The organism is Izhakiella australiensis, assembly GCF_002006995.1.
Classification (GTDB): Bacteria; Pseudomonadota; Gammaproteobacteria; order Enterobacterales; family Enterobacteriaceae; genus Izhakiella; species Izhakiella australiensis.
In genome coordinates, this window is sequence record NZ_MRUL01000005.1 from 38,149 (window position 1) to 57,499 (window position 19,351).

The following is a 19,351-nucleotide window of genomic DNA, read 5'->3' on the forward strand; positions in this document are numbered from 1 at the left end:
TTCTCATCTATACAGGTAATTTTTTCTCTGAAGAAGGCAATCAACTGATGCGACAAAAATACCGTTTCACGCCCGGATGGCATATCTGACTAGTACGAAAAAAGACGGTTAAGGTATTGGCCGAACAGGCAGCGCGCCCGACGAGGGAGTGGCAAAGGGGGGACAGGAGGCATGACGAAAAAAAACCGGCCCTTAGGGGCCGGTCTCTGGTGACGCTCAGGGCAATTTCTGCCCTTCATCCTGATCGACTGCGAAACAGGCGATCTGCTGATTGTTGTAGGCTTTCAGCCGTGGCTGAAACTGGGTACAGGTCTCAAAGCGCCGGCGGCAGCGGGCGTTAAACGCACAGCCCGGCGGCGGATTCAGCGGACTCGGCAGCTCGCCGGTCAGCTTGATACGCTCGCGCCGGTCTTCCGGATTAAGGCGCGGGGTGGCTGACAGCAGCGCCTGGGTGTATGGGTGACGCGGGTTGGCAAACAGATCTTCTTTGCTGGCCTTCTCCACGCAGCGTCCCAGGTACATCACCATCACTTCGTCAGCGATATGCTCCACCACCGACAGATCGTGCGAAATGAACACGTAGGAAAGGCCCATATCCTGCTGCAAATCCATCATCAGGTTCAGCACCTGCGCGCGCACTGAGACGTCCAGCGCCGAAACCGGCTCATCGGCAATCAGCACGTCCGGGTCGAGCATCAGGCCGCGGGCAATGGCAATACGCTGACGCTGCCCGCCGGAAAACATATGCGGGTAGCGGTCGTAATGTTCGGTTTTCAGGCCGACCTTCGCCATCATTTCCAGCGATTTTTCCTTACGCTCGGCCCTGCTCAGGGCGGTATTGATTTGCAACGGCTCTTCAAGGATCTGGCTGATCTTTTTACGCGGGTTCAGCGAGCCATAGGGGTTCTGAAACACGATCTGAATCTTCTGGCGCCGCAGCTTCTGCGCCTGCGGATCGTGCTTGAGCAGGTCCTGCCCCTGCCAGTAGAGCTGCCCTTCCGTCGGTGTTTCAATCATCGTCAGCAGTCGGCCCAGGGTCGATTTACCGCAGCCGGATTCACCCACCACGGCCAGAGTTTTCCCGCGTTCGAGATCAAAGGAGACGCCGTCGAGGGCTTTAACCAGGCGCTCAGGCGCAAACATCCCTTTTTTTACCGGGTAGTGTTTTTTGAGATCAATCGCCTGCAATAGCAGGGTTGAATTGTTCTGTTCAGGCATAGGTCGGTCTCCCGGCATCATCCAGTGGGAAATGGCATTTCGACTGACGGCCAGGAATATCGCGTAATTCCGGTTCTTCAGTACGGCAACGATCGGTGGCATAGGGGCAGCGCGGGTTAAGCAGGCAGCCCGATGGACGATCGTACTTACCGGGTACCACGCCCGGCAGTGAAGCCAGACGCGCCTTATCGGTCGCGAACTCCGGCAGCGCCCGCAGCAGCGCCTGGGTATAGGGATGGCGCGGCGCTTTGAAAATATCCGTTGCCTTGCCGCTTTCCACCACCTGCCCGGCATACATCACGATGATGTGCTGCGCCGCTTCCGCCACCAGCGCCAGATCGTGGGTGATCAGGATCAGCGCCATATTTTCCTGGCGTTGCAGATCGAGCAGCAACTCGATGATCTGCGCCTGAATGGTAACGTCCAGCGCGGTCGTCGGTTCATCGGCAATCAGCAGCTTTGGCCGGCAGGCAATCGCCATGGCAATCATCACGCGCTGGCTCATACCGCCGGACAGCTGATGCGGATAAACATCGAGCCGCGAGGCCGGATCGGGGATGCCGACCTGGGTCAACAGGTCAATGGCCCGCTGGCGCCGGGTGCGGCGGTTACCGCCCTGATGCACCTTAATGGCTTCCATTATCTGGTAGCCCACGGTGTAGCAGGGGTTGAGGCTGGTCATCGGATCCTGGAAAATCATCGCCACTTCAGAACCCACCAGCTGGCGGCGCTGCTTTTCCGAAATGCGCGTCAGGTCGCTCTGGTTAAACTCCAGCTTTTCCGCCATCACTTTGCCGGGGTAATCAATCAACCCCATAATGGCCAGCGAGCTGACGGATTTACCGGAGCCGGATTCGCCGACGATACCCACCACCTGGCCCTGCTCAACCTGATAGCTGATGCGGTCCACGGCGCGGAACGGTGCTTTTTCATCGCCAAAATGCACCGAAAGCTTGTCTACATTTAATAACGCCATCGGTGGCCTCTTACTGCTTGAGTTTCGGGTCAAGGGCGTCGCGTAAACCGTCGCCCATCAGGTTAAATGCCAGTACCGTCAGCAGAATGGCGACCCCGGGAAAGGTCACCACCCACCAGGCACTTTGCGCATACTGCAGTACGTCGGAGAGCATGGTGCCCCACTCCGGCGTCGGCGGCTGCGCGCCCATACCCAGAAAGCCCAGCGCGGCCATATCAAGAATGGCGTTAGAAAAACCGAGCGACGCCTGAACAATCAGCGGCGCCAGGCAGTTCGGCAGAATATTGACGAACATCTGACGAACGGGACCGGCACCGGCAACGCTGGATGCGGTGACATAATCGCGGTTGACTTCCACCAGCACCGCCGCGCGCGTCAGACGCACGTAGTGCGGCAGCGCCACGAAGGTCAGCGCGATGGAGGCATTAACGATCGACGGGCCGAAAATCGCCACCAGCACCAATGCCAGCAGCAGGCTCGGCAGCGCCAGCATAATATCGACCAGACGCATAATAGTGGCATCCACCGCACCACCGACGTAGCCAGCCAGTAAGCCGAAAATGACGCCGAGGATCAGCGACAGCACCACCACCAGGCAGCCGACCAGCAGCGAAAGGCGGGCGCCGTACATCAGGCGCGACAGCACGTCGCGGCCAACGTCATCGGTGCCAAGCACAAATTGCCAGCTGCCGCCCTCCTGCCAGACCGGCGGATGCAGCAGCGCATCGCGGAACTGCTCTGCGGGCGCATGGGGTGCCAGCACGCTGGCCAGCAGTGCGATCAGGATCATGATAACAACGTAAACCAGGCCAATTACCGCGCCTCTGTTGCGTTTGAAGTAGTGCCAGAACTCTTGAATGGGCGTCATTGGCGTTGGAGCGACGCTGACACTCTCCGGTGTTACTTGAGAAGACATGCGGCCCCCTTATTTTTTATGACGAATGCGCGGATTTACCACGCCGTACAGCAGATCAACCAGCAGGTTGACCAGGATAATCAGGGTCGCTACCAGCAGCACGCCGCCCTGCACCACTGGATAGTCGCGGCGTTGCAGACCATCGATCAGCCAGCGCCCGAGGCCCGGCCAGGAGAAGATGGTTTCTGTCAGGATAGCGCCAGCCAGCAGGGTGCCGACCTGCAAGCCGATAACCGTTACCACCGGCAGCATCGCGTTACGCAGCGCATGGACCACAATCACGCGCATACGCGTCAGCCCCTTGGCGCGCGCGGTGCGAATGTAGTCTTCGCCCAGCACTTCCAGCATTGAGGAGCGCGTCATACGCACGATCACCGCCAGCGGGATGGTGCCCAGTACGATAGCGGGCAGCAGCATGTGCATCAGGGCATCTTTAAAGTCGCCCGGCTCGCCCCAAATCAGGGTATCGATCAGCATAAAGCCGGTAAGCGGCTGGCTGTCATCGAGGAAAACAACGTCGCTAATGCGTCCGGAAACCGGCGTCAGATTCAGCTGTACCGAAACCAGCATGATAAGCATCATGCCCCACCAAAAAATTGGCATTGAGTAGCCGGTTAGCGCCAGGCCAACGGCGGTATGATCGAACACTGAACCACGTTTTACCGCCGCCAGCACGCCAACCGGAATGCCGACCACAACGGCAAAAATCATCGCGCAGATACCCAGTTCCATCGTGGCTTTAAAGCGCGGCACGAACTCCTGCCAGACCGGGATACGGCTTTTCAGCGAAAGACCGAGGTCGCCATGTAAGATACCGTAGATATAGTTGACGTATTGTTGCCACAGGGGCTTATCGAGGCCGAGAGCGGCCATCAGCTGGGCGTGTCGTTCTGGTGTAATTCCGCGCTCTCCGGCCATAATCATTACCGGGTCGCCGGGGATCATATGGACAAACGCGAAGGTTAACAGGGTGATACCAATAAACGTCGGGATGACAAGTCCCAGACGTCGGAGTATGAACTGCAGCATAATCCGGATTCTCTTCTGTGCGCTGACGAGTGTCGCGTCAGGCGCTTTTGCTCACATCTTGCAATCGGGTGAAGCCAATCGCGGCGCAGATAAACTGTGCCTTTACCATTTTTGTTCCCAAGGGTGATGAACCGCTTTCAGTGACCGCATCGGATGGATGGCGGCTGAAAACAGCCAGGCAGCCTCGTTGCCGCCTGCGGGCTGGCAGAACCAGCCCTTACAGGAAATGCCGATTGGGCCAGTCAATGCTGGCCCTTATTGTTATTCCTGAATATCGACGTTATCGAAGTGATGCTTACCTAACGGATCCACCACGTAGCCGGTCACTTTCTTGCTCACCGGCTCAAACACCGTTGAGTGCGCAATAATCAGCGCCGGAGACTGGTCATGCATAACCACCTGAGCCTGCTTATACAGCTCAACGCGTTTGTTATGGTCAGACTCAGAACGGGCAGGCTGAATCAGGTTCTCAAACGACTTGTCGCACCAGCGCGAATAGTTGGAACCGTCTTTAGCCGCCGCGCAGCTGAACAGGGTGGCGAAGAAGTTATCCGGATCCCCATTATCACCGGTCCAGCCCATCATCACAGTCTGATGTTCACCCGCTTTGGCGCGCTTGAGATACTCGCCCCATTCGAAGGTAACGATTTTGGCTTTAACGCCAATTTTCGCCCAGTCAGCCTGGATAAGTTCGGCCATGCGGCGCGCGTTCGGGTTGTACGGACGCTGAACCGGCATCGCCCACAGGTCAATGCTAAAACCATCCGCCATGCCGGCTTCTTTCAGCAGCGCTTTGGCTTTAGCCGGATCGTAGCTGTAATCCTGCACCGCATCGTTGTAGCTCCACATGGTCGGCGGGATCAGGTTTTTCGCCGCCACGCCGGCGCCGTGATAGACGGCATCGATGATCGCTTTCTTATTCACCGCCAGCGTCAGCGCCTGACGCACCTTAACGTTATCCAGCGGTTTCTTCTCGGTGTTATACGCCAGGTAGCCAACGTTCAGGCCCGGCTGCGACATCAGGTTAATATTTTTATCCTGCTTCATGCTTGCCAGGTCGGCCGGGTTTGGATACGGCATAACCTGACACTCGCCTTTCTGCAATTTGGCATAGCGCACTGAAGCGTCTGGCGTAATTGAGAACACCAGGCGGTCAATCTTCGGCTTGTTGCCCCAGTAGGTTTTATTCGCCTGATACAGAATGCGCGAATCTTTCTGGTACTGCAGCAGCTGGAACGGACCGGTACCAACCGGGTTCAGGTCCAGCTTCTCCGGCGTGCCAGCAGCCAGCATTTTGTCGGCGTATTCAGCAGACAGAATGGAAGCGAAGTCCATACCGAGGTCAGCCAGGAAAGGCGCTTCCGGACGCGTCAGCGTGAAGCGAACGGTGTAATCGTCCACTTTTTCGATTTTGCCGATCAGCTTCGGCATATCCATGCCTTCGAAGTACTCGTAGCTGCCGCCGGAAACGTTATGGTACTTGTTGTTTTTATCCAGCTGACGCTCGAAGGAGAAAACCACGTCATCGGCATTAAAGTCGCGCGTTGGTTTGAAATCTTTAGTGGTCTGCCACTTCACACCCTTACGCAGGTGGAAGGTGTAGGTTTTGCCGTCTTCGCTGACGTCCCATTTTTCCGCCAGGCCCGGCTGCACTTCGGTCGTACCGGTTTTGAATTCGACCAGACGGTTATAGATTGGCACCGAGCTGGCATCAAAGGTGGTGCCAGAGGTGAAGAGCTGTGGGTTGAATCCTTCCGGAGAACCTTCTGAACAGTAAACCAGGGTTTTTGCCTGAACGCCTGCGGCAACGGTCAGAGCGATCAGGCTCAGACCCACCTTTAGCACCCTCTTTTTCGCCAGGGTAATACTCATGCTTATGCTCCAATGTGATGTGTTGTTGTGTGCGTACGGCGGAACGATATTTTTTTAGTTGAGCTCCGGCGCGATGCCTTGCGGCAGTAATGCAACGCGGGCGATCTCTTTTTTTATTCTGACTGCGTGGAATCCATCAGAGAAATCTGCAAGCGCGGCATTGTGGCATAAATTTGTCAACAGATTCATCCAACGTCAATACAAGTGTAAAGTATTTACACAATGTGTGAGAAACAGCAAGCAAACAATAAAGACACGTTTTTATTACAAAAGCAGTTCAACACGCCACTACAATGCACCATTTACAGCTAATAATTTCGATCAGGCTCACAAGCTCCACATTTCACGTTGCGAAAAAAGAATTAGTTTTTACCGCGCGACTCGCCGTTTTCAGGCAATCACAGCGGTAATCCGCGATTGCGGTAGCGAAAAATAGTGCAACATCTGCATAAGAAACGATCAACAGATCGCTAACCAACTGTCAGATTAAGCCTTGCGTTTAGCGGCGACAGGCCATGCCCCTTCTGTTTCCATTTATTGCGTTCTTATTGATCAGCGATGTGGTTGAGTGCCAGCGCTATGGCCAGCAGCATTGCGTTGTTGACCGCCGGTGTCTTTGTCCGCTCAGCCCATCGTGGTGAGCTTGTGGGAACAATAATTTAATGTTTAGTGAAACCGGGCTTTATGCAGAGCCTTCATGGCGCGCCATATCAGCGTGCTGAAAGACTTATGAAGCAAACCTTCCCTGGGTAGCAATAGAAGGTGATGACCTGTTTTGAGTTGCAATGACAAAAAATTTATTGTTTTTCGATAATTTTAAGTTGCTATATTATCGTTATTCGATAATAATTCATTTCGCAGTCTGAAGAGCTAATCAGCAGTTGCCAGCGCAATACGCCTTAGCAGGAATTTACATATGAAATGGGAAACAACGCACATGGATAAAGGATCAAAAATTACTTTTTGGTGTAAACTGATGGAAAGCATCTTATTGATTGCATTGCTATCTATTCCATTGTTTAACCAAATTGCTATCGCACTCCAGTCGGGGGATGACATTAAGCTGATGGGGGGAATGTTATATAAAGAATGCGAACGCCTTTCAGGAGGCGCACCTTATACAATCACATCAGCCGTAATTGTCTTTTTCGGCGATGTCATTTTCAGCATCATTCTCTGGCAATTTCGCCAGATTTTTAAAAACATTCGGTCAGGAAAAATTTTCACCAAAAATCAAACAAAACGCATTTCCGTATCCGGCTGGTGTTTTATTGCGCTATCGATTTATTCGATTACTATAAATCTATTAATATCACTTATTCAAAGCACTGACGAAATCACAAACTATTACATAACCCTTGATGATCTTATTTATTTCCCCGTAGGCGTAGGGTTGGTAATCTGTAGCTATGTACTACATCTGGCTACAGTGATGAAAGAAGAACAGGAGTTAGTAATATAATATGCCAATCATAGTACAACTTGACGCGATATTGAAAGCCAGAAAAATGACAGCTAAAGAACTGGCTCAGATTATCGATATCACTGAGGCAAACCTGTCTATTCTCAAGTCGGGAAAAGCGAAGGCCATACGATTCTCAACGCTGGAGGCTATTTGTCAGGCATTAGATTGCCAGCCCGGAGATATATTGAAAAACTCAGATAATGAATAAAAAGCTCTGGATTTAAGAGCGTAAAAGTAGTGCTGGTGATTCCATACATATTGCCCGACTTTCAAGTGGAACCACCAAAAAATTTTGCTCTTCACTATGTCCATGGCATCGTGAAAATTAAATAGCACTCAGAGACCCCAGACTATGTTTATATTATATATTCCGATAATTTTATTAGCGATTTGTTTTTTCTCCCTGGTGTCTTAATATTAATTCTCATTTACCAGAAAAGAAAAACCGAAAAATTTTCTACAGAAAACCCCACATCATTAACACACCTAATAAGAGGAACCATATAAAACACCTTATATATTATCAAAAATAATGAAGGACTATTGTACAACTTTTTAATTTAAAATTTAAAACCCTATTAGCACATGGAGAGTAACTGATGTCTATTTTAAAAAATATAGCATTTACACTAGCAATTTTAACTTCATCAAATGTCTGTTTAGCGGATATGGTCACATTTGGCTATGCGCAATCCAGCCAACTGAAAAGTGAAGGAAAATCAAAAAATGGAATATATAAAAACCCCATGAAGGGAATTAACATCCTTTATTTGAAAGAAGGTGAAGGCAATACAGGTGCAATGCTTACGGCTAGTTATCTTACTCACAGGGAGAGTTCATCCCAGGCACCATTTAAGCCTCATCATTCATCATACTATAGTCTGGGGATAGGCCCATCATTTAAGGTGAGTGAATATTTGACGCTGGCTCCTTATATTGGTGCCGCCTATATTTCAGACGAGGAGGAAAACATGCCAAAAAATCAAAAAAATATTAACGGAAGGAAACGCACCCGATCGAAAAGTATTTTTAATGGGTTAGATTCTCAGTATGGTGTAATCGGCGGCTTAAACTTATTTATTACGCCGTATGAAAAAGCGGTGTTCAAAGTTGGCTATGAATATGCCAAATTCAAAAATACTCAACAGGGCATATTTAGTGTAGGCCTGGGTATTAAGTTTTAAGCTAAATTGTCACGGGGTCCACGGGCAGGACTGGGCACACTACCCCGGTAAGCGTTCTTGCCGTGACATTGGGTTGACTCCACGGTGAGGGGAGAATCTGCCAACTATTGCGCTATCACTCCATGATACGGCACGCAGGACCTTCACATTACGATCCCATTCATAAGAGTGCGTTTAATAAGTGTTGCAATGAATATGATTATTATATGAGCACATGTCCGCTATGTGCATAATTCACACCATGCCCACCGCCCGGGAATCAAGAAACCGATAAAGGCTGCTACGTCTGATGAATGTTAAAAAGATAAAAACTATTGTTGCCGTTGTATTTTGTCTATGTTTTTCAGGCTACGCGGGCGCAAGCACCCGTGCCTATACTCCCCTGGCAACCCCCGTGGCAGATGCGCCTGATGTGGTCGAGTTTTTCTCTTTTTACTGCGGCCCCTGCTTTCAGTTTGTTGAGCATTACCCGGTGGTTGAAAAAATCAATCAAACCCTTCCGCAAGGGCAAACGGTGACTCAATACCATATCAGCGCGATGGGAAAACTTGGCAATGAGCTGAGTGAGGCCTGGGCGGTGGCGTCGGTAATGGGTGTCGCGGATCGGGTGGAAAAACCACTTTTTATCGCCGTTCAGCACGATCGGAGCCTGCACAATACCGATGATATTAAGGCTGTTTTTCAGCAGGCTGGCGTTAGCCCCGAACAGTATGACGGCGCACGGCATAGTCTGTTAGTGCGTGCTTTTATAGCCCGCCAGCAAGCGCTGGCTGAGGCATTCCGGGTCACCGCCACGCCATCCGTTTACGTTAAAGGTCGTTATTTGATCAACAACGCAGCAATAAAAGCTGATACGCCGGATCAGTATGTCGGGGCTTTTGCAGATCTGGTTAACACGCTGCGGAAAAATGACCAAGGGTAGCGTATCGTTCAAAAACGGGTGCCGTTTTAGCAAACCTGCACCAACAGGCTTTTCTGCACCGAACGGATGAAGCCCACCAGAGTGAGCCGCAGGGATGCGGCGAAAGTGAGCGCTGCGTCGGGAACGCCCCGTACGGCGGCCCCTCATTGCTGCAAGCCCGGAACCCGGTCAAAGAAGCCCGGCTGCTTTCCGCACCGGCACAAGCACGTCCGTGTGGTGAGACTACGCAAACGGCAGACCTTCATTGCTGCAAGCCCGGCACCCAGGTCGCAGAAGGCCCGGCTGCTTTCCGCACCGGCACAAGCACATCCGTGTGGTGAGACTACGCAAACGGCAGATCCTCATTGCTGCAAGCCCGGTACCCAGGTCACAGAAGGCCCGGCTGCTTTCCGCACCGGCACAAGCAGCACATACGTGTGGTGAGACTACGCAAACGGCAGACCTTCATTGCTGCAAGCCCGGCACCCCGGTCGCAGAAGGCCCGGCTGCTTTTCGCACCGACACAAGCACATCCATGTGGCCTGACTACGCAAACGGCAGACCTTCATCGCTGTAAGCCCGGCACCCAGGTCATAGAAGGCCCGGCTGCTTTCCGCACCGGCACAAGCAGCACATACGTGTGGTGAGACTACGCAAACGGCAGACCTTCATTGCTGCAAGCCCGGTACCCAGGTCACAGAAGGCCCGGCTGCTTTCCGCACCGGCACAAGCACGTCCGTGTGGCCTGGCGCACGGCCATCCCTGGCCGCGAGCCTGCTGAAATCAGCCGGGCCTTCTCCTCCCCCGTAAGCTTCTTCATCGCTTTCAGTAAAAAAAGCAGTTCTGCGCCGGACTGAAGGCGGCAACCTGGTTTTTGCTTTGTAATAAAAAACGGATGCCGCTTTCAGCAAACCTGCATAAACAGGCTTTTCTGCGCCGAGCGAATGAAGCCCCCCAGGGTGAGCCGCAGGGAGGCGGCGAAAGTAAGCGCTGCGTCGGGAACGCATCGCGAACGGCCCGTACGGCGGGCTACATGCGTGAGGGAAGGGCGCAGCCACGCAGAAACTGCCGGAAGTCCGGGGTCAAGGGGCCATGACGTTTGATGGCCCCTTGCCGGTCGCCCGCAGCGGCGGGCAACTATGCCACCTGCCTGGCAGGCGAACGGAATACTCCACCAAAGGTAAAAGCAAAAAAACCTGCTTTTTCAAGCAGGTTTCAGACTGCTGACAAAGTCCTGGCCGTGGGGTCAGGACTTTGATCTAATAAGGTCAGTGCAATTAACGGACTGACCGCCATGCTCAGAGAGCCCGCCCCGCAGCAGTATCAGTTTGAAATGGTCACCCTTGAGGAACTCGTTCCCGAAGACCATCTGGTACGTAAAATCGACGCCACCATCGACTTTGAATTTATCCGCGACGCCGTTAAGCACCTCTACTGCGCTGATAACGGCCGTCCTGCCATCGACCCCGTACGCCTGATTAAAATGATGCTGTTGGGTTACCTCTTCGGTATCCCGTCCGAACGCCGCCTGGTGAAGGAAATTCAGGTCAACGTGGCTTACCGCTGGTTCCTGCGCATGGGGCTGACCGAAAAGGTTCCCGATGCCTCCACGCTCAGCCAGAACCGCATCCGCCGCTTCAACGACAGCGACATCTTTCAGCAGATATTCGACCATATCGTGGAGCAGGCCCTGGCCCGGGGAATGGCGAATGGTCGGGTGCTATACACCGACAGCACCCATCTGAAGGCGGACGCCAACCCGCGTAAGGCGGTGAATGAGCTACGTCCGGAAGGCGTCAGCGAATACCTGGCAGAGCTGAACGCCGCCGTGGAGGCCGACAGGAAACGGCACGAAAAAAAGCCGCTGCCCGCTGCAAAAAGGCAGCCCGCAAACGCAACCGCCGGTAAGAACACGAAGGTCAGCACCACCGACCCGGAAAGCGGGTTCATGCACCGTGATAACAAGCCGCAGGGCTTTTTTTACCTTGACCACCGCACGGTGGACGGCAGGCACGGCATCATCACCGACAGGCACGTGACACCGGGCAACGTGCACGACAGCCAGCCGTTTATCGGGCGGCTGAAGCGGCAGGTGGAGCGGTTCGGGCTGGAGCCGGTGGCGGCGGGCGTGGACGCGGGTTACTTCACGGCGTCGGTGTGTCACCTGGCGCAGGAGATGAGCATCGCGCTGGTGCCGGGCTACCGCAGGCCAAATAAGGGGCCGAATGATTATCAGAAGAAGCACTTCCGTTATGATGCGGAGCGCGACCTGTACGTCTGTCCGGCGGGGGAGTTGCTGCATTATGGCACCACGGACCGTAACGGCTACCGGCATTACCGTTCAGACAGGGCGGTCTGCGCGAGGTGCCCGGAGCGGGAAAAGTGCACGCAGAGCCGTGGCATGCAAAAAACGGTGACGCGGCACGTATGGGAGGATGCGAAAGAAGACGCCAACGCGCTGCGTCTGACGAAATGGGGTAAAAAAGTGTATGCGCGGCGCAAGGAGACGGTGGAGCGGAGCTTCGCGGATGCGAAACAGCATCACGGTCACCGTTACGCGCGGTTCCGCGGTCTGATGAAGGTGCAGATGCAGTGTCTGCTGGCGGCGACGGCACAGAATATGAAGAAGATGGCGCTGCTGGCGCTTCTTTGTTGGTTTTTACGGGCAGTGACGGGTTCAGAGGGGGCGCTGTTGCGAAACGGGACGGCAGCAGGTGTGTAAAAAAGCGAGGAACGAAAAAATGTCGCGATCGCGACCTGCGGTCGCGTTAAAACAAAAACCCCACGGAAAAACGTGGGGTTCGTCAGCACTCTGAAACCTGCTTTTTCAAGCAGGTTTCTTAATATCTGGTCGGTGAGAGAGGATTACGCATCCCTGCGGGAAGCGCCCTGCGGGCCGTTGCTAAAGCAACGTTGTCTCGCTACGCTCGGCTCAAACCTCCTTCGGAGGTTCTCATCCTCTTGTGACTACAAAGCAAAAAAACCTGCTTTTTCAAGCAGGTTTCTTAATATCTGGTCGGTGAGAGAGGATTCGAACCTCCGACCCCTTCGTCCCGAACGAAGTGCGCTACCAGGCTGCGCCACTCACCGATGGGGGCGAATCTTACTGCCTGCCAGGCCCGTCCGTCAAGGGTTTTCACGCCCTTGCCGCCCGTTTGCCTGGAAACTCAGCGGATCCGTCAGACCAGCATGCAGCGCATACGGCAGAAGGATTTACGATGCTTTTGCCACCGGTGCCGGCTGGCTGGCTGGCGGCGCTGCGCACCAGTTATTTTTCTGGTTAATACCACCATCCGGCGAGGTATAACCCAGGCAGCCCATAATAGTATCAAACAGCTCAACGTGGCGGTGGGTGGTTCCCACGCGCTGCTGCGCTTTCAGCCGTTCAAAGGCGCCTTTATTATTGGCATTCGCCAGCCAGCTGTCCGAAGCCCAGACGATCATCGGGACGCGGAACTGCTCCGGCGGCGCCATGTTACGCGGCGTGCCGTGGAAATGCATATTGTCGCTGATTGATTCACCGTGGTCGGCGGCATAAAACACTATCGCCTTTTTATTGCGCAGCTGGTCGAAAACGCTATCCAGCATATTGTCGACATACAGCACCGAGTTGTCATAGGCGTTAATTAACTGTTGTTTGCTGCAGGCGTCATCCACGCCCATGCACTCAGGTTGATAGCGGGCGAAGCTGCGCGGATAGCGCTGGGAATAGAGATAATGCGACCCTTTGGTATGCAAAATAACCAGATGCTTACCTTTAGGATGACGGTCGACAGAAGCTTTCATTTCCGGCACCAGCAGCATGTCATCGACCGGCTTGCCTTGGTTACGTTTTTCAGAGCCTATCTGCTCGCGAAAGGCGTAGTTATCAACATCGGCGTTGTTATAAAACCAGACTTCGCTTTGCATCGCATACAGCTCAGAGCTAAAGCCCAGCTCTTTTAAGACGGCAAAAACGTTCTGCTCTTTCAGCGTGCGGCCGGGGTTATCTTCGGCTCCCCCTTCGCGCACAAACATGCAGCGCAGCGACAGTTTGGTGGAGGTGTCACAGGACTGGCCTTTAAACGCCACCAGGTTTGGCTCTTTCGACAGTTTCGGCGTGGTATCGCGCTCGTAGCCAAGAATGCCCATGTGATCCCAGCGGGTGGTTTCACCAATGACAAACACCACATAGGTGTCATCCAGGCTCGCCGGCGCGGTATAGGTAAACTTCTTTGCCGGGTCGAGCAGCTCGTGATTATCAAGGGTTTCATCAAGCCGGGTATAGGCAAACAGTCCGGTTGCTGCCAGCCAGTTGGAAGGTAAATAAGAATGTACCACCACGCCGCCATAGCTCGGCAGATCGATGTTGGTCATCGCTTCCTGTGCCTTCTGGCGTATGTCGAGATAGCGCACCGGCAGCCACACCATCGCCACTACCGCCGCGAGGATCAGCAGCGGACGCAGGCGCTGACCGGGGGTGCGCATCTGTTCAATCAACGTCAGGCGCAGCCGGTTACTCCAGATCATCAGCAGCGGCAGCGCGCTGACCAGCACCATCCAGATATAAAAGTGATAGCCCACCACTTCGCCGGAGAGATCGTCTTTCGCCAGCACCGACGCGACGATGCCGTAGCCGATCACCACGTTAAAAAAGGTCATGTAGAAACTGGATGCCACCGATATCAGCACCAGCAGCGTTGCCAGAATGCGATACACCAGCTTGCCGCCGAGCGACAGCAGGCGCATCAGGAAAAAGGTTAACAACACGATTGAACTGACTTCCACCACCGCAGAGAGCAACTCAGTAAAGTTGAAGTGGGTTAACATCGGGTCGAAACGGCGGTAAAAAATCGGCAGATTAAGAAAAATACCGATATATAAAGCAAGGAAAATCGAAAGCTTTTGCTGTGTCAGTGACTTTATATAATTCATTCGTACCGGGTTCCGCCATCAAAGTTAAACAAATACTAAACACCACTCTGACTTTGCCGCTGCGACATAGTTCTGATGGGGACGGTAATTAACGCCGTTTTACGCGCAATAAAGAACATTCTGAGGGTAGTTTGACTTAGCGGGAGGCAGAAATCACATGGGATAGCGCCTCCCGATCGACCGGGGATCAGTTAATGATGTTCAGCGTCACATCAATATTGTTGCGCGTGGCGTTGGAATACGGGCAAACGATGTGCGCGGCGTCCACCAGCTTTTTGGCTTGCGCGCTGTCCATTCCTTCCAGATGAATATTCAGCTGCGCTTCGATGCCAAACCCATCGGGGATCGGCCCGATACCCACTTCACCTTCAATCCAGGCATCTTTCGGCATGGCGATTTTGTCACGACCGGCGACAAACTTCATGGCGCCGAGAAAACAGGCCGAGTAGCCGGCAGCAAACAGCTGTTCAGGGTTGATGACTTCCCCGCCGGCGCCGCCCATCTCTTTAGGCACGCCCAGCTTGACGTCCAGCACGTTATCAGAAGAGGTAGCGCGGCCGTCGCGACCACCGGTGGCTTTAGCTTTGGCACGGTAGACAACTTTTTCTAATGACATAATGACTTCCTTCGGTTGCAGGTTAATATTATGTGCGATTTAATCGCACGCTACTTAATAAGCAATAATAAGTTTACGCGGCGTAATAACCCTCACGCCCTTCTTATGCGTTCAGATTGTCACGCAGGGTTTCCAGCTGGCGCTTAAGCGCCAGCAAGGTGTCGCTATCGCAGGCTGATGCACACTGTACCGCCTGGGGAAAACCCTCCGCCTGGCGACGTAGCGCCCGACCCTCTTCCGTTAGCCTGACCGCCACCTGGCGCTCGTCCTGGCGCGAGCGCTGGCGGCTTAACAGGCCGGCGCTTTCCAGCCGCTTCAGCAACGGCGTCAGGGTGGCTGAATCCAGAAACAGGCGTTCGCCAATCGCTGAAACGGTAATATCATCGCGCTCCCACAGCACCATCATCACCAGATACTGCGGATAGGTGATACCGAGCTTCGCCAGCAGCTGCCGGTAAAGTTTATGCACGGCGAGGTTGGCCGAATAAAGGGCAAAGCACAGCTGCTGATCAAGCAACAGTGGCGCGTTTTGCCCTTTTTTGTCATCTTGTGATGTAGTCATAGGATGAAATATAAATAGCGCACTACTTAATTGCAAGCGATATTATTGCTAAGGAAGCGAACATGAAGTATTCACTGGAAGAACGGGCGCAGCGTTTTGCCACTAAAGCCCACGCGCAGGCACAGCAGCGCCGCAAATATACCGATGAACCCTATATCGTTCATCCCGCCGCGGTGGTGGAGATTGTTCGCAGCGTAACCGACGACGAGGTGATGCTGGCCGCCGCCTGGCTGCATGATACGGTGGAAGATACCGCCACTACCCTTGCTGATCTCCGCAGCCGCTTTGGTGAGCCGGTCGCACGCCTGGTGGCGATGCTGACCGACAGCGACCAGCCGCAGGCTAAAAACCGCGCGGCGCGCAAGGCGGCGCATTTTCAACATACCGCCAGAGCCTCGGCCGATGCCCAGACCATCAAGCTGGCGGATATTATCGACAACACCCGGGCGCTTATCCATTACGACCCTGAGTTTGCCCGCGTCTACCTGCTGGAAAAGCGCCTGCAGGTTGCGCTGCTTAGCGCCGGAAACGCTGCGCTGCGACAAACGGCCTCAGAAATAATTGAAAACGGCATTCAAACGCTGACCGAACCACCCCATAACGTGCCGCACAGCTGGTTTTCCCGCGAAGAGCGCAAGTACCGGTAAACCGACCCCGCTGGGCGAGGGCCTGGCGGACGATATCAATATCTGCCTGCGGCCACATCAGAATCAGGCAGCCTTATAATATTTTTTCCGCTATTCTTATCCCACAATACCGCTGACGCTCATTTTTTAGTACGACTTGTCCCGGTGCCATGCAGGGTTTAAAACAGCCTGAGCAATCTTTTTAGCAACAGCAGGCCGGAAAACAGATGAGGCTCACTATGAATCAGCGTTCGCAAGCCCCGCCTTTAGCCAATATGGTAACCGCAGCGCGCATGATTTTATTCGGTTTGATCGGATTATCCATCGTTATAACCGCTGCAAACGCCGATGCCAGCGAGCACAAAACCGCCGTTCCCCAGCCCCCTACGAAGGAAGCCAGCAAAGAAACGCTGTCGCCCGATAAGCAGCCGCTGGTCAGGCGGGTCCTGCGTAAAATTGCCCACTGCGGACCATTTCGATTCCTCGGCCCCGACGATGCACCGGAAAAAAACCGCCATAGCGTACCCAATAAAGACGCAGAAAAAATGCCCTGGGCCGCCGCGCTATCCGTTGGCGAATGTGAAAAGGAAAAGGTTGGAAAAGGCAGTTCTTAGTAGCGGCACAGCGTACCGGCAGATAGCAGAATCTTAGCAGCGAGCAAATGAGCAGTAGCCCGGCGGCGACTCGCTGAAGCAATGTGGCAATCCAGCCCTCAGCGACCCCGCCGCTGCGAGCAAATTAGCAGCAGTCCGGCAACAATCGCCGTCATGCCCAGCAGCTGCAGCCAGCTGAAGCTGTCGTGAAAACCCGGTAGCCAGAGCGCCGCCAGCCAGACCAGTACGTAGCTCAGGCTGAGCAGCGGATAGGCGCGGCTCAGCGGCATCTGGCGCAGCGCGACAAACCAGCACAGCATGGAGGCAGCGTACGCCAGCAGGCCGCCGAGCAGGCTCAGCGCGGGTAAACCGGTCAGCTGCACCGACTGCAGCCACAGCAGCGGCGAGGTAAGCGGCGGTAGCTGCACCATCGCCCATTTCATCAGCAGCTGCGCCACGCTGACTAATACTACGCTGGCGCCTGCCCACAGATAACCCTTCATGCGCTGAGTCCCATCAGAACAATACCGCTAACGATCAGCACAATGCCCAGCTGGTGGCGACGATCGATTTCTTCCTGCCAGATGAGCCTGGCCGCCAGCGTCACCAGAATAAAATTGAGGCTCAGCATGGGATAGGCGATACCCACCGCCAAGCGCTGCAATACTTGCAGCCAGACCAGCATCGCGCAGCCCAATAAAAACAGCGCCAGCATCAGCCAGCGCAGTATATCAATGCGCCGCGTTTGATGCGCGGCCTGCTTCTGGCACAGCTGGCCGCCGCAGCTAAGCAGGCTGGCCAGCACCAGCAGCAGATAACTCATGGCTGCTTCATATAGTAAAACAACACTAAACGTCCCTGGCGCCAGGTGAAGTCGGCATGGGGCAGTTTGAGCTTGTTAACGTCTTCTTCGCGATCCAACTGCAGCACCAGCGAAACGTTGCCTTCCAGACGCGCTTTAGCCAGCCAGGCGGGGAATGCCGGCTCATCGATGTACTTGCCGCGCGCATCCGGGTACGCCAGGCCATAGGCCAGTTCACCTTTTTCGCTGTACATTTTTATATCGGCGCGCTTGAGCTCCCAGCCAAGGGCGGCACCCAGCCCGACGGAGTCAGTCAGCACGTAGCGGCTGTTTGCCAGCCGATCGTGGATTGCGGTGATAAACGGCTGCGGCTGCTTGCTGCTGGTATGCTGCGGCAGGGCAAAGTTATACAGCAGCGCAATACCCAGCGGACAGGCCGCAGCCCAGTGCCAGCGGCGGCTGGGATCAACCAGACTGAGCCAGCCCGCAAGCGCCCAGACGGCAAACGCCAGCACGCCCAGCAGCACCTGTGGAATTTCATAGTGCGCATACAGCGGGTGCTTCGCTACGCCCCAGGGCGCCAGGAATACAACCATCGCCAGTATGCAAACCAGCCCGAATATAAGGTTGATAACACCGTTGATTTTAAAAGCCCTGACGCCAGTATTCAGCAGCGAACAAGCGTACTGCGCCATCAGGATTGCCAGCGGGGCAAAGCACGGCAGAATATAGGTCGGCAGCTTTCCTTTGGCGATGCTGAAAAACAAAAACGGCATGACCATCCAGCCAAGCAGATAAAATGGCGCGCTGTTGCCCGCTCGCCCTTTCCAGCCCAGCTTCAGCGCGCCCGGCAGCAGCGCCAGCCACGGCAGCGATCCGGCTAACAGCACCGGCAGGTAGTACCAGAAGGGCGCCTTGTGCTGAGCATCGGATTCGGCAAAGCGCTGAATGTGCTGGACCCAGAAGAAGTAATGCCAGTAGTCCGGCTCGCGCTGCGCTATGGCCACAACCCAGGGCAGGCTAATGGCAAGGGCGCTGAAAATCGCCAGCCAGCCCCAGCACAACACCGTTTTCCAGCGCTTCTGGATAATAACCCAGGGCAGCACGCCAATCACCGGCACCGCCAGCGCCAGAAAGCCTTTGCTCATAAAGCCCATGCCGCAGGCAATGCCCAGCAGTATCCAGCTTGAGACGCGCACGCTGACCTGCGGCGTAGTCACCGCCAGCCAGAAAAAGCACATGGCCGCGGTCATCCACAGGGTAATCATGGGGTCGAGGGTGGCGTAGGTACCAATGCTGTAGACCAGCAGGGTAGTCAGGTAGATAACCCCCGCCATCAACGCGGTACGGCGGTTTTGCCAGATACGTCCCGCCAGCCAGTATACGCCAAGCGCGCTAAGGCTAATCGAGAACACGGAACCAAAGCGCACGGCGAAGTTATCATGGCCGAATATCAGCTGGCTCAGATTATTGATCCAGTAGCCCGCGATCGGCTTTTCAAAATAACGCACATCAAGAAAATGCGGCACGATCCAGTTGCCGCTGGCCAGCATTTCACGGCTGATTTCGGCATAGCGGGTTTCATCCGGCTGCCAGAGTGGGCGAAACTCAAGGGGGATCAGGTAATAAAGCGCAAAAAGCAGTAGTAAAAGCCAGCCTTTTTGTTTTGTTGACATT

General features: G+C 54.3%; 18 protein-coding genes, 1 tRNA gene and 1 other RNA gene. 7 read left to right on the top strand and 13 right to left on the bottom strand.

The genetic code is table 11. The features are described from left to right. Positions 1-216 precede the first annotated feature (216 nt). The 5 genes from dppF to dppA form a co-directional block, all read right to left on the bottom strand. Positions 217-1,218 (bottom strand): dipeptide ABC transporter ATP-binding subunit DppF, encoded by a 1,002-nt coding sequence (gene dppF, locus BTJ39_RS09470; protein ID WP_078002446.1) that lies wholly within the window; start codon positions 1,216-1,218, stop codon positions 217-219. Beyond that, complete coding sequence (dppD, locus tag BTJ39_RS09475; RefSeq protein WP_078002447.1) at positions 1,211-2,194, bottom strand: dipeptide ABC transporter ATP-binding protein; 984 nt, start codon at positions 2,192-2,194, stop codon at positions 1,211-1,213. Before dppD ends, dppF begins: the two co-directional genes overlap by 8 nt. Before the next feature lie 10 nt (positions 2,195-2,204). Continuing rightward, positions 2,205-3,110, bottom strand: a complete 906-nt coding sequence (dppC, locus tag BTJ39_RS09480; protein WP_078002448.1) for a dipeptide ABC transporter permease DppC — start codon at positions 3,108-3,110, stop codon at positions 2,205-2,207. Positions 3,111-3,119: 9 nt separating this feature from the next. Further along, a complete protein-coding gene (gene dppB / locus BTJ39_RS09485) occupies positions 3,120-4,139 on the bottom strand; it encodes a dipeptide ABC transporter permease DppB (protein ID WP_078002449.1) in 1,020 nt (339 codons plus the stop codon). A 261-nt stretch (positions 4,140-4,400) separates the two neighbouring features. After that, on the bottom strand, positions 4,401-6,011 hold the full coding sequence (gene dppA / locus BTJ39_RS09490; RefSeq protein ID WP_078002450.1) for a dipeptide ABC transporter periplasmic-binding protein DppA: 1,611 nt from the start codon (positions 6,009-6,011) through the stop codon (positions 4,401-4,403). 916 nt (positions 6,012-6,927) lie between these two features. On the opposite strand from dppA, the gene BTJ39_RS09495 reads away from it, so the two are divergent. From BTJ39_RS09495 to BTJ39_RS09520, 5 genes are all read left to right on the top strand, one after another. Continuing rightward, the gene (locus BTJ39_RS09495) at positions 6,928-7,473 is read left to right on the top strand and encodes a DUF2975 domain-containing protein (protein ID WP_078002451.1); all 546 of its coding nucleotides are present in this window, start codon (positions 6,928-6,930) and stop codon (positions 7,471-7,473) included. 1 nt (position 7,474) lies between these two features. Next, positions 7,475-7,684: a helix-turn-helix domain-containing protein gene (locus BTJ39_RS09500; protein ID WP_078002452.1), complete on the top strand. Its 210-nt coding sequence runs from the start codon at positions 7,475-7,477 to the stop codon at positions 7,682-7,684. Positions 7,685-8,075: 391 nt separating this feature from the next. Then, positions 8,076-8,660, top strand: coding sequence for a porin family protein (locus BTJ39_RS24535; protein WP_139356332.1), 585 nt, complete (start codon positions 8,076-8,078; stop codon positions 8,658-8,660). 394 nt (positions 8,661-9,054) lie between these two features. Beyond that, on the top strand, positions 9,055-9,582 hold the full coding sequence (locus BTJ39_RS09510) for a DsbA family protein (RefSeq protein ID WP_176110283.1): 528 nt from the start codon (positions 9,055-9,057) through the stop codon (positions 9,580-9,582). Positions 9,583-10,855: 1,273 nt separating this feature from the next. After that, complete coding sequence (locus BTJ39_RS09520; protein ID WP_078002456.1) at positions 10,856-12,283, top strand: IS1182 family transposase; 1,428 nt, start codon at positions 10,856-10,858, stop codon at positions 12,281-12,283. 126 nt (positions 12,284-12,409) lie between these two features. On the opposite strand, the gene BTJ39_RS09525 is transcribed toward BTJ39_RS09520, so the two are convergent. The 5 genes from BTJ39_RS09525 to BTJ39_RS09545 all read right to left on the bottom strand — a co-directional run bounded on the left by BTJ39_RS09525 (position 12,410) and on the right by BTJ39_RS09545 (position 15,653). After that, positions 12,410-12,539: non-coding RNA, RtT sRNA (locus BTJ39_RS09525), on the bottom strand. 35 nt (positions 12,540-12,574) lie between these two features. After that, positions 12,575-12,651: transfer RNA gene (locus BTJ39_RS09530), tRNA-Pro, on the bottom strand. Between the two features lie 123 nt (positions 12,652-12,774). Next, entirely contained in the window at positions 12,775-14,475 is a 1,701-nt protein-coding gene (gene eptB, locus BTJ39_RS09535; RefSeq protein WP_078002457.1) for a kdo(2)-lipid A phosphoethanolamine 7''-transferase, read from the bottom strand. 187 nt (positions 14,476-14,662) lie between these two features. Continuing rightward, the gene (locus BTJ39_RS09540; RefSeq protein ID WP_078002458.1) at positions 14,663-15,091 is read right to left on the bottom strand and encodes an organic hydroperoxide resistance protein; all 429 of its coding nucleotides are present in this window, start codon (positions 15,089-15,091) and stop codon (positions 14,663-14,665) included. 103 nt (positions 15,092-15,194) lie between these two features. Then, positions 15,195-15,653, bottom strand: coding sequence for a MarR family winged helix-turn-helix transcriptional regulator (locus BTJ39_RS09545; protein ID WP_078002459.1), 459 nt, complete (start codon positions 15,651-15,653; stop codon positions 15,195-15,197). Between the two features lie 62 nt (positions 15,654-15,715). Here BTJ39_RS09545 and BTJ39_RS09550 point away from each other — a divergent pair, with 62 nt between their 5' ends. Beyond that, on the top strand, positions 15,716-16,300 hold the full coding sequence (locus BTJ39_RS09550; RefSeq protein ID WP_078002460.1) for an HD domain-containing protein: 585 nt from the start codon (positions 15,716-15,718) through the stop codon (positions 16,298-16,300). A 206-nt stretch (positions 16,301-16,506) separates the two neighbouring features. After that, positions 16,507-16,893: a hypothetical protein gene (locus BTJ39_RS09555; protein ID WP_139356333.1), complete on the top strand. Its 387-nt coding sequence runs from the start codon at positions 16,507-16,509 to the stop codon at positions 16,891-16,893. A 98-nt stretch (positions 16,894-16,991) separates the two neighbouring features. On the opposite strand, the gene arnF is transcribed toward BTJ39_RS09555, so the two are convergent. From arnF to arnT, 3 genes are read right to left on the bottom strand one after another with little or no spacing between them, the layout of a single operon-like run. After that, positions 16,992-17,375: a 4-amino-4-deoxy-L-arabinose-phosphoundecaprenol flippase subunit ArnF gene (gene arnF / locus BTJ39_RS09560; protein WP_078002462.1), complete on the bottom strand. Its 384-nt coding sequence runs from the start codon at positions 17,373-17,375 to the stop codon at positions 16,992-16,994. Then, positions 17,372-17,695, bottom strand: a complete 324-nt coding sequence (gene arnE, locus BTJ39_RS09565; protein WP_078002463.1) for a 4-amino-4-deoxy-L-arabinose-phosphoundecaprenol flippase subunit ArnE — start codon at positions 17,693-17,695, stop codon at positions 17,372-17,374. Before arnE ends, arnF begins: the two co-directional genes overlap by 4 nt. Beyond that, positions 17,692-19,350 carry a lipid IV(A) 4-amino-4-deoxy-L-arabinosyltransferase gene (arnT, locus tag BTJ39_RS09570; protein WP_078002464.1) on the bottom strand — a complete coding sequence of 553 codons (1,659 nt, stop codon included), beginning with the start codon at positions 19,348-19,350 and terminating at the stop codon, positions 17,692-17,694. Before arnT ends, arnE begins: the two co-directional genes overlap by 4 nt. Between the last annotated feature and the right edge of the window lies 1 nt (position 19,351).